The sequence below is a fragment of the Sulfurovum iocasae genome (assembly GCF_047716765.1).
Taxonomy (GTDB): domain Bacteria; phylum Campylobacterota; class Campylobacteria; order Campylobacterales; family Sulfurovaceae; genus Sulfurovum.
The window spans coordinates 917,613-931,820 of the sequence record NZ_CP180410.1 but is presented as its reverse complement, the minus strand read 5'-3'; the positions used below and the strand labels follow the sequence as shown (position 1 = coordinate 931,820).

At 32.5% G+C, this 14,208-nt stretch carries 11 protein-coding genes and 1 pseudogene; 3 read left to right on the top strand and 9 right to left on the bottom strand.

Annotated features, from left to right (window positions below; genetic code table 11):
- Window positions 1-12: 12 nt before the first annotated feature.
- Together ACLHDG_RS04600 and ACLHDG_RS04595 are read left to right on the top strand one after the other, a co-directional pair.
- On the top strand, window positions 13-1,134 hold the full coding sequence (locus ACLHDG_RS04600; protein ID WP_415407814.1) for a carboxypeptidase regulatory-like domain-containing protein: 1,122 nt from the start codon (window positions 13-15) through the stop codon (window positions 1,132-1,134).
- 66 nt (window positions 1,135-1,200) lie between these two features.
- Window positions 1,201-2,610, top strand: coding sequence for a hypothetical protein (locus ACLHDG_RS04595; RefSeq protein ID WP_415407813.1), 1,410 nt, complete (start codon window positions 1,201-1,203; stop codon window positions 2,608-2,610).
- A 128-nt stretch (window positions 2,611-2,738) separates the two neighbouring features.
- Here the strand turns inward: ACLHDG_RS04595 and ACLHDG_RS04590 are convergent, their stop codons facing one another.
- From ACLHDG_RS04590 to ACLHDG_RS04580, 3 genes are all read right to left on the bottom strand, one after another.
- Window positions 2,739-3,230 (bottom strand): IS30 family transposase, encoded by a 492-nt coding sequence (locus ACLHDG_RS04590; RefSeq protein WP_415408326.1) that lies wholly within the window; start codon window positions 3,228-3,230, stop codon window positions 2,739-2,741.
- A gap of 169 nt (window positions 3,231-3,399) precedes the next feature.
- On the bottom strand, window positions 3,400-3,684 hold the full coding sequence (locus ACLHDG_RS04585; protein WP_415407812.1) for a transposase: 285 nt from the start codon (window positions 3,682-3,684) through the stop codon (window positions 3,400-3,402).
- Between the two features lie 71 nt (window positions 3,685-3,755).
- Window positions 3,756-4,988 carry a glycosyltransferase family 4 protein gene (locus ACLHDG_RS04580; protein ID WP_415407811.1) on the bottom strand — a complete coding sequence of 411 codons (1,233 nt, stop codon included), beginning with the start codon at window positions 4,986-4,988 and terminating at the stop codon, window positions 3,756-3,758.
- 442 nt (window positions 4,989-5,430) lie between these two features.
- On the opposite strand from ACLHDG_RS04580, the gene ACLHDG_RS04575 reads away from it, so the two are divergent.
- Complete coding sequence (locus ACLHDG_RS04575) at window positions 5,431-6,486, top strand: glycosyltransferase (RefSeq protein ID WP_415407810.1); 1,056 nt, start codon at window positions 5,431-5,433, stop codon at window positions 6,484-6,486.
- Between the two features lie 111 nt (window positions 6,487-6,597).
- Here ACLHDG_RS04575 and tnpA read toward each other — a convergent pair.
- The 6 genes and pseudogenes from tnpA to ACLHDG_RS04545 all read right to left on the bottom strand — a co-directional run bounded on the left by tnpA (window position 6,598) and on the right by ACLHDG_RS04545 (window position 14,189).
- A pseudogene (gene tnpA, locus ACLHDG_RS04570) lies at window positions 6,598-7,044 on the bottom strand (IS200/IS605 family transposase).
- A 476-nt stretch (window positions 7,045-7,520) separates the two neighbouring features.
- Entirely contained in the window at window positions 7,521-8,906 is a 1,386-nt protein-coding gene (locus ACLHDG_RS04565) for a hypothetical protein (protein ID WP_415407809.1), read from the bottom strand.
- A complete protein-coding gene (locus tag ACLHDG_RS04560) occupies window positions 8,903-10,030 on the bottom strand; it encodes a glycosyltransferase family 4 protein (RefSeq protein ID WP_415407808.1) in 1,128 nt (375 codons plus the stop codon). Before ACLHDG_RS04560 ends, ACLHDG_RS04565 begins: the two co-directional genes overlap by 4 nt.
- Window positions 10,031-10,083: 53 nt before the next feature.
- Window positions 10,084-11,169: a glycosyltransferase family 4 protein gene (locus tag ACLHDG_RS04555; RefSeq protein WP_415407807.1), complete on the bottom strand. Its 1,086-nt coding sequence runs from the start codon at window positions 11,167-11,169 to the stop codon at window positions 10,084-10,086.
- A gap of 183 nt (window positions 11,170-11,352) precedes the next feature.
- Complete coding sequence (locus tag ACLHDG_RS04550) at window positions 11,353-12,333, bottom strand: glycosyltransferase family 2 protein (protein ID WP_415407806.1); 981 nt, start codon at window positions 12,331-12,333, stop codon at window positions 11,353-11,355.
- 104 nt (window positions 12,334-12,437) lie between these two features.
- Window positions 12,438-14,189, bottom strand: coding sequence for a hypothetical protein (locus ACLHDG_RS04545; RefSeq protein WP_415407805.1), 1,752 nt, complete (start codon window positions 14,187-14,189; stop codon window positions 12,438-12,440).
- Between the last annotated feature and the right edge of the window lie 19 nt (window positions 14,190-14,208).

Below are 14,208 nucleotides of genomic sequence, written 5' to 3'. Positions count from 1 at the left end.
TTAAGGATAACAATGCATATAAAACAAAGCATATTAATACTCTCTTTAGCAACACTACTTGCGGGGTGTGGTGGAGGTTCTTCAACTTCTACAGGAGCAACTTCAACTTCTTCTACAGGAGCAACTTCAACTTCTACTTCAGCTCCAACTGCTAAGGCTATTCACAGCGGACAAGTCAAAGACAGCAGTACAGGAAATGGTCTGGTAAATGTCAAAGTAAGTCTCGGTGAAGCTACTACGACAACGGATGAAAATGGCTTCTATACTTTTTCTGATCTTATGGTAGAAGAAGCAGCAGTAGTTAACTTTGAAAAAGAAGGATATCTCCTCGGCAGTACCCAGATCCAACTTAAAGCATTATCGGGAGACAATACAACTTCTTCCAACTATCTGGAGTATGCTATGCATACAAATAATTACCAATGGGATTATAATAGCAGTGATGAAATTGACGGTACCCATATCATGATAGATGCTTCTGTATCCTATAGTGATATAAATGGAAAACCGTATAGCGGAACAAATACAGCAGAATTAATATACTTTGATATTACTTCTGACGAAGGAAAAGCAGCTTTCCCGGGTGCTTTTAAAGGAATAAACAGCAATGGTACACTGGTACAGTTTGATACTTATGGTCTGATCAGTATATTACTTGAAGACAGTAACGGGGACAGACTGCGTCTTGCTGAGGGTGAAACAGTAGCACTCAGATTTGATAAGGTTTCTTCTTTGGAAAAGCCAAATACTCTTCCTTTATGGTATTATGACTATGATCAGGGATTGTGGTTTGAAGAAGGGTATGCTGAGTTACAGGAAGATGGTACCTATAAAGGTGATATCTCACATCTTGGAACCTGGAGTGTGAACAGGCCACTTGAGGAAGACCCTGGTATTTACCTTGGACGAATCATTGATGAAAATGGATCACCTATTGGTAATGTAAGAGTTTATGGTGTAGGAGAAAACTGGGTAAGCTCTGATCTTACAACCGATGAGAATGGTATATTTGAACTTAAAGTAATCCCAGGTGAGAGTTTTGAACTCACTGCTTATGATTACCAAAACAAATATGGTGCAAGCTACAATGGTACTATCGCTGCAATCACCTCTGGTGATGTGGTTGAAAACTAAAAGTTAAAAAGGATATTCAGTATGAAAAAAATGATTTTACTACTTCTACTTCCATTAACAGTATTAATGGCAATTGATTTTACGATGACAGAAAAAGGCTTATTTGCCGAAACCACAACACAACCCCCTGATCCAGGCACAGTTCCTGGAGAAATCAGTTCTTATCTTGAACCGGTCAATCTTCCAAAGTGTGATGCGAACAATCCAGAAGTACAGTTTATTCGAAACAACGCAGACTGGCAGACGATTAACAGTAGCAGTAAACGTATATTTTGTGTCTCTCCAGGAAACTACAAATCACTTGGAAATATTAAATTAACAGCAAACGGTACAGCTGAAAAAAGACGTTATATTATTCTTAATAATGGAAATGATACACATCCGGGCAAACTTAATGACAGTGAGTTGGCCAACTATAAATTAAAATTTAAAGCTTCTTATTGGACAGTTGATAGATGTGCTATAATAAACGATGGAGGGTATGTAGTGACAATGGAGACAGGGGCTTCTTATAATATTCTAAATAGAATGTATACTAGAGATGTAGGCAGTAGTGTCTCTATACGTGATAATGCCCATAATAATACAATACAGAACAGTAGATTTGAGGATCAACGTGACCCAGGATATGATGGTTCAGTTTGTATTCAAATTCAAGCTTGGGGTACTAACTATTTTCAAGTCCACAATACAAAAGTTATCAATAATGAGTTTTACAACCAGAATGACGGATTCCAGATTGTTAGAGGAGCTGTAAGTAATTACAGAACAGCTTATCAAGACGGTAACGCTGAAGGTACTATCGTGGATTCTAACCACTTCTATAAAGATGTGCCATATATGGAAAATGCAATAGACATAAAATGCGGTTCAGACAATCCCAATAATCCAGTGATTATCTCCAATAATTATATGTGGGGATATAGACAACATCCTGATTATGTACCAGGGTCATACGGGCCCGGTGTATCTGCTATTCAAGGTCACTATAGTCCTAAAAATATTCATATAATCAATAATGTGTTCTTTGATTGTGAGACTGCTATTAATATCGGTTCAAACGGCCCCTCAACCGGGTTTGATAAGGGCTTTATAGGTAGTGTGATTAAAAATAATCTTATCTATGATTGCGGAGGAGGCACAAGAACAAGATATCCACTTAAATTCAGCTCTATGAGAGATACTGACATGTCACACAACAGTTTTGTAAATAATCACTATAAATACTACGCCTTTTTGGCTTTCAATGGGGCTTCCATGCAAGAAACATATTTTAGAAACAATGACATATGTGGTGAGTCATCTGAGTGGAGTGAAGAAAAATATATAAACTCCAATCATTCAGCTTTCATAAATTCATTATCCAGCAATACAAATTGTGCTAAAATCTACAATAAAGATTTGGTATTTACAGCTGACAAGTTTACGAACAATCCGAGAGTTATTACGCTAGAAAATGCGATAGAAGATAACTAGTGACTTAAGAAAAACCCAAGAATTCCTTATTTTTGGGAACCCAAAGTATTTTTTTCAGCTACCTTAAAAAATTTAAATACTTATTTCAGGTTAAAACATTATAGTTTTACCTGGGAGTAATATACAATTCAATAACATAAGCGACTGAGTAGTCTTTTTGACATACTGGTCTCTTCCCTGAATCTGGACTCTTTTTCAGGAATGATTTCCTCCTTACAAACTTGTGTAAAATCTGTTTTCTTAGGTAGATATTGACGAATAAGTCCGTTTGTATGTTCATTCAAACCTCTCTCCCAAGATGAATAAGGATGTGCGAAATAGAAGTCTGCATCTAAAGCCTCTGATACTTCTTTGTGATATCCAAATTCTTTACCATTGTCACTTGTAATGGTTTTAGTGATCTCTTTTATAGGGTCTAACATTTCAACTAAAGCTTTGGTTACATCTTCAGCTTTCCTAGATGAAACTTTTTTGATTAACGTGAACTTTGACTTACGATCTACAACCGTAACCAGTGCTCCAATATGATGTCTACCTATCACTGTATCTATCTCAAAGTCACCAATACGGTTCTTCTTCTCCACGATCTTTGGATGCTTATCAATAGAGACTCTATCGATGATGATTCTTCTACGCTGATAGCTGTTACTTCTATTGTGATACTTTTTTATTCTTGTGTCTCAGGTATTTATAGAGTCTCCCACCTCTTAATTTATTGTAGTAGATATAGCGGTAAATAGTTTCGTGGCATACACTAAATCCGTTGTCTATCTTCATTCTACCTGCCATCTACTCTGGTAACCAATCCTCTTTGAGTTTGGATTTAATGTAGGCTTTTATCTTGGAGTTTAGAACTGTATATTTTACTTTACTGTGTTGTCTATCTTCTGAAGTACTATGCGCAAAATCATAGCTATATTCTTTACTGATCTCATCACTATTACGTTTGATTTCTCGACATATTGTTGAGGGATGCACTCCAATAGATTCTACTATCTTTTTTTGACTACTTCCACGTTTCAATAAAGTTGAAATATGGTATCTTTCTTTCAGGGTTAATTGTTTGTATTTCATAGTGTTTTTCTGGATTTGTGGTGAAAAAAGAATCACCTATGATAGATTAACCCTTACTTTCACACTACTACTCAGAAATTGCACTTATTGTTAGAATTGGTGAACTGCCATAATAATGTAAGAAACTTAATTGCCAATTTTTTACGGTCATAATCTATAGCCAGATGACTGCATCTTTCTTTACAATTATCATAAACTTCTTGATCATTTTTTAATAGATTTACTTTAGCAAGAAAATCTTTTTCATTTTCAGGTTCAAAGCACAATCCTGCACCATAATGCTCGATTATCTCCTGTGCCTGTCCTTCCACACCAAGTAATATCGGTTTTTGCATAGCTGATGCCTCAAAAATTTTGGATGGTATCACTGTTTTAAATGTATCTGATTTAATCAAAGGAGCCAATGACACATCGATAATTGATAGATATCTTGGGACTTCATCTTTAATAACAGGATCCAAAAATGTAATATTTTTTAGTGATAATCTAGAAGCCATTTCAATGATCTTACTCTTCATAGATCCATCACCAATAAATAAAAAATGTATATTTTCATCGTCAATCTTAGAAATGGACTGCACAATAAAGTCTAAACTATGTGCCATTCCATGAGTTCCAATATAGCCAATGATAAACTTATTTTCCAAATTTAACGACTGCAATAGGCCATAGTCTTTTTCACGAGGAAAAAATAGATCTATATTTGAACCATTCGTAACTACATCGATCTTCTCTGGAGATATTCCACGTTGTATAAGATTACTTTTAAAAGCCTCTGTTACAGCTATTACTTTGTCTGCATCCTTATAAAGTCCCAATTCTATTTTTTCCAGCCAATCAAGTGCACGTTCATGCTTCATAGCTCCTACAGTCCGTATAGACTCGGGCCAAAGATCTCTTAGCTCAAAAACCCACGGTTTTCTCCGAATCTTAGAGATACCCCAGGCTGCCCAAGTAGTAAAAAATTGTGGTGATGTAGCGATGACAATATCATGCTTCTGAAACAAGCCCACCCAAAATGCCATAAACGCAAAACTAAAATAATCTACCACTCTTTTCGCAAACCCACTATTGGTAGTGATATAGCTCCATACACGTATTACTTCAATACCATCTAGCTGTTCTTTTTGATAAGATTTATTTTTATAGCCAGCATATATGTTACCATGTGGAAAATTTGGAGCACATGTAATAATTGTCACTTCAACACCTTGTTTTATCCACTCCATACAATGCTCATAAGTACGTGTCGCTGGTGCATTGACTTCTGGTGGAAAATTATCAGTTATAAATAGTATTTTCATAAAATCATCTCCTTTATAAATTTTTTATAAATAATATCTCTAAAAGTTTAGATTTTGATATATTAACTCAACTTTCACACCATGGTATCCAAGATTTCATTCAGCACAAAAAATAAAAGATAACAACAATGTTAACAAGTATTATTTTAATATATAAAGACTTCCTCAATCACTCGCTGAACCTTTCTTTGGTCAGTTAAAGATAACATTTAACCTCTTCAAATCAAAAAATTACATTTTTACTACTGTATTTTACCAATTGTATTTCTAATTTAAATTTAATTTTTGCTATTTTCTATATTCGAATCTTGTGTTAACTTTTTATATAGCCAATTGAAGGTATAATTAATTTTACTCTTTATAAAGTATAGTTTGGTTGAATTTTTTTCGTCTCTTTTTTACTTTTGAGAAAAATATACTGATTAATTTTAATAGGATTTAAATGCAATATAAAAAACTATTATTTATAGCTGACGCAAGGTTTATACATACTGCAAAATGGATTGATTATTTTATTAGTAAAGGTTATGATGTTCATTTAGCAACTTTTGCACCTATTAATAATACAAAGTGTCAAAATATCTATTATTTAGGAAAAAGGGAAACGAAAGTATCTAAAATTAATTATCACTATATTTTTGGAATTCCAAAATTAACAAAAATAATAAAAAAAATAAAACCAGATATTATGAATGCTCATTTTAGTTATAGTATGGGGCTAGTATCTTTGATCGCTAAAAAATATTCTGGTATAGATTGTAGGTTTAGTGTTGTTTGTCATGGAACTGATGTTTTAGACCCTCCAATACCATTGATATTTAATTCAGTTAATAAGTACCTATTAAATAAAAGTGACAAAATCTATGCAGTTTCAGATCAGATAAATGACAAATTAAACGATTTCGGTATAGATTTAGAAAAAGTATTTGTTGGGCAATATGGAATTGATATCGAAAAAAAAAGCTTAAAAAAAGATATTGATATATTATCAAACAGAAATTACGTTAACAACTCTAAAATAGATTTTTTACTTAATTCATTAAAGAAGTATCAACATGATGGTTTAAATATAGTTTTTGTATTGCCTCATATAGATAATACAAAACTGGATAAGTTAAAAAAAGAATATCAATTTATAAAGTTTTATCAACATGTATCTCATGAAAAAATGATGACGATGATCAGTACAACAAAAATATATATTAGTGCTACAAAATCTGATGGTACTTCTTTATCACTTATGGAAGCAATGCAAAATGATGCAGTACCTTTAGTTTCCAACATTATTTCAAATCGAAGTTGGATTTTAGACAGTGTCAATGGATATCTTTTTAATACCAAAAAAGAATTTATTGACAAATTAGATGAGATTTTGGACTTAGATGATCATTCTATAGAACGAATCAATAGGATAAATAATGATTTAATTTTGGAAAAATGTATTTATAATAAACAAATGAAAAAAATTGAAGAATTTTTAACTGAACCTTCTGAATGAAAAATAAGTCAACTCTGAAAAATGAAGAGTGCTTTTATCATTCGCTAGTCATAAACCTCCGGCAAAGCCGGAGGCATGAAAATGTGAACCACTCAAAGCGGTCTTAATTGCCTATAGGCGACAACACAAAACAGTGATAGTTTTATCTAACTTTCTATCTTCTTCCTCTTGATGGCGAATATACTTTCGTATCTTCTCTTCATCTCTCCCAACTGTAGAAACATAATAACCTCTTGCCCAAAAATATTGCCCTGTAAAATTCTTTCTTCTCCCAAAGTATGTTCGTACAATAGATATAGCACTTTTCCTTTTGAGAAATCCAACAACCTGTGCCACTGAGTATTTTGGTGGTATTGAAACCAGCATATATACATGGTCACTCATTAAGTGTCCTTCTTCAATTGTACATTCTTTTTGTACTGCCAAATCCCTAAGCATCTCTCCAAGGTATCGCCTCAACTATTTATAGAGCCTTTTCTTTCTGTATTTCGGTATCCATACAATATGATATTTACACTCCCATATTGTATGACCTGATTTTTGCTGTATACTTTTCATGTTGATATTCCTTCTCTTTGAACTTAGAGCGATTCGAAGATAGAATATCACATTGACTCCCGGAATTATCAAATTGTGGGAGTCCTCCGGCATAGCCAAAGGTTTACTTTGGATTAATTATAAGAAGGGCTGCCATTGAACCTATCATTGGTCATATGAAAACAGATCACGGGATGCAGAGGAACTATCTTAAAAGATTTATTGAAGATGAAATAAACCTCTTACTCGCTGCCTCTGTATTTAACCTCAAGAAGTGGATGAACCTCTTCTTATTGTTCATTTTTATATTGAAAACAGCACACATATTCCAAAGCTTAACACATATCAGGAAAGGTCAGAGAGGAAAACATGTTGATCTTTACCTATTGCTTTTTAGATTGTGGTAGAATGGATGGTATAGAATATTTGGCTTATTTGAGAAGTGGGTTTTTCAGGATTGACTACATAATATAAACTTATTTTGCTTACGTCTATTACTAAATTTTTATGAAATAATAGAGCACAGTAAGGGATATCATACCAAAAAAATAATATGAAATAATTTTTTTAATCTTATTTTTTGGAATAGCAATAAATGCATATAAGCTTACAATATAGATAATTGGGAAAACGGCCATCATTCTTCTGGTCAACGGCTCCCCTGACATCAAATACAAAACTGTAATTACAGCAAGCAATAAATATTTAACTTTCTCATCTACAAGAACCCTTATGTTTTTTTTCATTATTACATAGAGCATCATTATAAATATAAAAGGCCAAAATATCCCGCTAATAATATATGGGGGATAGGCTAATTTGTGAAAGAAAGGAAAAGGCAGTATTTGCGCAAACAAAACTTTGGCAGTATGACTAACGCCAAAAGGAAGTTTGTTGAAAAGTACCCCGATAGAGTCTGAAGATGCGGCTGCAATTGTTCTTGTAACCGTTCCTTCATGCAAACTTATTATCTTTCCCATAACCATGTTATACATTAGTATAAGCACAAAAGAAATCAGTATTATACTCATAATATATATTATAGATTTCAATACTTTGGATTGCACGTCTCTAGCATAAAAATGGATATACAAAAGAATGAGAGCAAGTAAAACCATTCCAGATTCAGTTCTTAAGTACATAGTAATGTAAGAAACCAGGAAAAGTAGAAGTAAATTACCAATGCTATTTTTTTGTAAAAAAAGATAAAAAAATATCATATATGCCAGTGCCACGTCAATATCTCTCAACATGGGAGTAGAGTATATAAATACTGCAGACAAAAGAGAATATGCAAACACTGCATTCAGTGAAAAGTTGCGGTCAGTAAATTGATATTTCAGTGTTGAATACAGAACAACGGCAAATAATCCTCCTAAAAAAGGCGACAAGAGTTTTTGCACCATAACCGTATTCGCACCGTCTATCAAGATCGACAAATATGCAATAACAGAAGTAATTGCCGTATGCAAAGGCAATTCGCTTAATTTAAAAACAGAAAATATATCAAAAAAAGATTTTTCACCGGAAATATAGGGTAAACCAAAATTTGAAAAAGAATATAGTGTTTTTTCATCCACGTAGCCAAAAGGTAACTTATTGGGGTATATTTCCAGTAAAATATAGTAATTGATTAAGGAGTAAGTTAAATACAAAGAAAAGAAAAAAACAAACAATTTTATTTTCAAAAATATCTCACTCTTATTGGAAAAAACAACAATTAGAATAGAGCCCAATACAACCATGAGAAAAAATATAGAAATAGGGGCAAGGCTTCCATACAACGCAACAATACTTAATGAGGATAGAGGTAATAAAAGCATCACAATAGATATATAATCTAAACTAATTATGGGGTCTCCATGAGTTCTCACTATATTCATTCAGGATCGCTTTGCTCTTCGTATCTACTTCTGTAAAGTGCCAGGTACTGTAAAGCACATCTTTTCATTGTATATTTATCTTGATATATCTCAATGATCTTCTCCCTGTTTTTAAGAGGTTTTTCTATAAATCTATTTAGTACTTCTATGTAACTTTCAACAGTTATTTCCTTAGAAATATATCCATTTAACCCCGGCACAATAATGTCAGAAGGGCCACCTGATGGAGTTGAAAGCACAGGAACTCCCATAGAAAATGCTTCTAGTGCAGCGATGCCCAAGCCTTCATAATTTGAGGTTAAGCATAGCGCATCAGCAGGATATAAATAGTCAGCAATATTTTCCTTACGTCCAACAAACTTGATTCTTTCAGGATATCTGTTTTCCTTTTTGCATTTATTTATATAATTTTGATCTTTTCTCCCATCATACCCGACAATACATAAACAAACATTTTTGGAATTATCAAGTAATGCATTGACGGCTTTTACCAACAATAAAGTATTTTTTTCTCGGGCAATGCGTCCAACAGAGACAAAGACCAAAGTATTCTCATCTTTTTTCAATAAATTAATCTCTCTGCTTACATTATCTGATTCGTGAGTAAGATTGAGTTCCGAACTTCCATTGAATATATAGGCATTCAAATGCTTTCCATAAGTTTTCTGTACTGATTCCCTAACGCTTTTGCTTATCGCTACAGGCGTAAAAAAGGAAGGGAATGTATTAAAAAGAAACTTCATATAGCTACGAAAGTATTTATTAAATTGCTTGTTTGCCATAGTGTGTACGGTATATACAGATGGAATTCGTTTTATTAAAATTGACAATGATGCATATATTAAATCTCTGCTATGAAAGTGAATAATATCAGGCTTAAGTTTGGATAAAATTTTATAGATTTTATAAAACATCTTCAGGCTATACCCACCCTCTTTATTTAAAGAAATCAATGTGACTTTTGGTGATACCATTTTTGCCAAAGGTTGGTTTTCGCTGATACTATCCAATACACAGATATAAATTTCATTGTCCGAAATATCAGTCTGTGTATTACAGATATCAACACAAAATTTTTCAGCTCCTCCTGTATCGATATTTGTTAAAAAGTGTAGAATTCTCATCTCATACGTCTCTGGTTGGTTTCATTTTCAAAAAATGCCATTTGTACAATATATTACTCTTTATTGGATTCGATAAGCCCATGAAACATTTCTGCAACATGTTCAATATTATCTTCAAGTGAGTAAGTATGCTTAAATCGCTGATATGCACCTTCGGCAAGTCTATCTATCAGCTCTTGACTTCTCAACAAGATCTCCATTTTTGAAGCCAAAGCTTTATAATCTCCCGGAGGAAACAAAAGTCCGCTTTTCCCATCCTCAATAATTTTGGCTATCCCCCCTGTATCTGAACCAATAACCGGGGTTTTTACACTAAAAGTTTCAATAACGACTATACCAAACGCTTCTGCCAAACTTGGTACTACACTGAATTGCGCAGTTGCAAAATGTTCCAATACGGTTTGCATAGGTTGCTTTCCAAGAAAATTTACACTACTTTGAATACCATGGTGCTTTACAAGTTTGATAAACTCTGCTTGATTACCGTCACCACCAATAATTTCAAGTTTCAATTCAGGAAATTTTTCTATTATTAGCGAAAATGCCTTGATAAGTACATCAATCCCCTTGGATTTATGAAATCTACCAACAAAAACTATTTTATACTCTTTATTGAAACTAATATATTTATCATTTTCTTTAATCAGGTTTGGTAATAAAATTATTTTTTTTTCTTGTATTTTGTATGTTTTTTTAGCATCATTTTTAGTTGCTTCAGAATTAACTATTATCTTTGTTGCTAATTTATAGATTATTCTTTTTCTAAAGAATTTCCATTTGGGGACTTCTAGCATTTGATCACTCATGGTACGTATCCATGCAACCCTATTTGGAACCTTTAATAGCCAACCAGCAATTACAAAAAAGTTAACTGCATTAAAGCTGGATATTAACATTTCTACTTTATATTTTTGTATAATATTTTTTAAAAATATAAAATCTTTTAATTTTGTTGGATGATAAGATGGCCAGGTTAAAATCATAGGGTTACTTGTAGTGTCTACCAGGTTTTTTCGGTCTTCATCTGCAATAATAATTACCCTATATCCTAATTTAGCAAATTCATCTGATAATCTTAAAAAATAGTTTGATACCGCAGATCCATCTCTTAAAAAAATACCAATGATTATAGTTTTCAATACATTCTCTCCTAGCATTTTTTAATATCTGTATATAAATATAAATATAAATAATTTACCATATTTTTCATTATAAATGGCTGTACTTATTTAACTTGAATTTTGGTCTAATTTGAATAGATATTTTTTCCTTATAGTGCTTCTTAATTATATGATAATTGGTAGACTAATAGAGAAGAAAGGTTATTTAAAGGGTTTAATAATTGTTTTTATAATTTTTTTCAAATAAGATAGACCATCTAGTCCAATAGAATCCATTAATAAATATTCTATCTTATTTCTTGTTATTAAAGGTCTTTTAAATCCTAAGAATTTTATTTTTTCTTCAGCTTTCTGAATTAAATCTTCATATTCAGGATAATTATAACGCATATAGTAGATGTTTCTTGAATATACCAATGCTAAACTTCTACGAACTTCAAGTTTATCTAGATCTTCCTTCATGAGATTAACATATGTCTCAAAAGATTGTAACTTTGCTTCAAAAGCTTTTCTTGAAACCTGTCTTGATATACTATTTAGGTTATCTCTGCGATAATACCCTATACTATTTTCAACAAAAAATACTTTATTTGCTATAAATACTACTCTGGAAAAAAATTCGCCATCCTGGTTTTTAACCAAACTTTCATCCCAACCCCCACTCTCTTCGATTAGTTTACGAGGTATCAGCCATAAATGTGGAATTATTGCTACTCCATTTTCCCATAAATTAAGAAGAAACTGTTTGGGATCATTATAGTTTTTATTTACAGGAAGATCTTTCCAATCTATATTTTCTATAGTCTTTATAAAATATCCATATTTTCCAAAAACTATTGTAAGATCATCTGAGTTTTTCAAAACCTCTATCTGCAAACGGATCTTATCCGGATGTAGAAGGTCATCTGCATCTATATACTGTATATACTCTCCCGTAGATAATGCAAAAGCCCTATTTCTCGCAACTGGTGCTCCACTGTTTTTTTGGGCTTCAACCTTTATATTCGCATGCTTATTTTCATACTCTTTGGCGATGTCCAAACTAGAATCTGTTGATTCATCATCAACAATAATGATTTCTATATTTTCATATGTTTGTTTTAAACAGGAGTCGATGGTCTCTGCAATATATTCTTCAGAGTTATATAATGGTATCAAGATGGAAACTTTTGGATCATTCATAGTGGAATACTTCTTTTTTAACTATTTTGTATGGTATGCTATCTTGTTTTTATTTATATGTCTATTAACCGTCCATATCATAAGCGTATCTTCCGCATATTTTTTCACCTTTTTAAGAGTTGATCTTTTCTGCACATTTCATGCCATCTACAAAAAGTGATGATTCTAAATAGAAGATTATGCCCATTATATTGATTCAGTATATATTCTTTTCCTCTCTCCCAAGGATCATAATCTAAAAGTCCAATTACAATTTGTCGCTCAACATCATCGATGGAATTCCATACATTATCAACTTTGTTACTCTTTCTGGCATATGCTATAAAATTGATCCATGACCCCTCACCTATCAATTTATCTGCTTTGCCTCTACCTAACTTCTTTTTCATAGAATTGATCAGTGATTTAACCGCAAATATATAGGGATGCGCACCTATTTTAATATTGGTATTCGCATGCGGGATATGGTTGATATTCTCTGTTATTCTAGCCACTGCCTTACCGAAGATCTGGGAATTGATCTTATACTTGGGAGAAATGGCCAAAAAACAATCGATCAGATCATTATCTGCAGCAATAAAATCTGCTTGGAAAAATCTGATCAACGAAAGTCTCATGATGGCATCACCTTCTCTAAAAAAAGGAAAAGAACGCTTGCTTTCCAGTTCTGTCAAATCACTGTAGTTTTTGAAAAGTTGATTTTCTCTTTCTGTCACTTTCAAATCATAATGTGATGATATAGTAAAAATACCGGTATAGTAGTGACTGTGCACATTAGAAAGTACCTTATAGTGTAGTTTTTTACCAAACAGTGAAATGTTCTTTGTATTTAAACTGAGCCCTTTGAACATATAATCAAAATAACACCCCGTGAGCAACTGATCATATGAAGTAAATATATCATTGTCTTTATAGGTAAGATAGTGATCACTGGTAATTTCTGCCGTGCCACCGCTCCCAAGCACCGATCTGTCAAGGATATCGATATAGTGGTCAAATTCCCTCTGTATCAAATGATGCTCTGTATTCAATATCTTTGATATATCTTTTGCAGTGTTGATTTCTGTATTCTCAATATTATAGAGTGTTATTGCATCTGCATCACTTGCCGTATTGTAGAGAATAACCCTGGAGTCTGCACCGCCGCTTAACAAAACTGCTTTTTTACCGTAATACTTGTTTGTTCTTCTTTGTATAGCATTTAATAGACTGGTTGAAAGTTTATTAACCAAAAAATCAACATCATAACTGTAGTTCGACTTAAAATCAAAATATTTCCTGAATTCAAACTGCTCTTTACCAAAATCCCAAATATAAAAATGGCTATGCTCCAGTGTCTTGCATTCATTATAGTAAGTATTTGGGATATTTATAAAACCTCTTTTAAGAAATTCTGCAACAGAAACTTCATCCAGTGTTGTTTTGGCTAAATTATTGGCTAGAATATCAGCATGTGTTGAAACCTGAAAATCTTTAATATTGTTTTTTGAATTTTCATAAACTGGATATATTCCCAACTTGTCTGTAATAACAATTAATCTTTTTTGGATACCATCCAAGATCAAAATGGTAAATGCACCATTTAGTTCATTACAAAATTGATTCAGATTATTTTGTATATATTTTTTAATCAGTAATTGAGTTATATATGACTCTTCATTTGCCTGATAATGTTCCCATTCATCGATCTCAATTGTCGGCCTTCCAAGCACAAACATTCTTATTTGATTCTTTTCATCAAAATACGGCTTCCAGTGCTTCAAAGAGCAATACTGTTCAAAATGTATATATTTACCATTGAACTCTATATCATTATCTTTATTAATCGGTTGATTGAGTATTGCAAAATAATTCAAAATTGTTTCCTTTTATTTT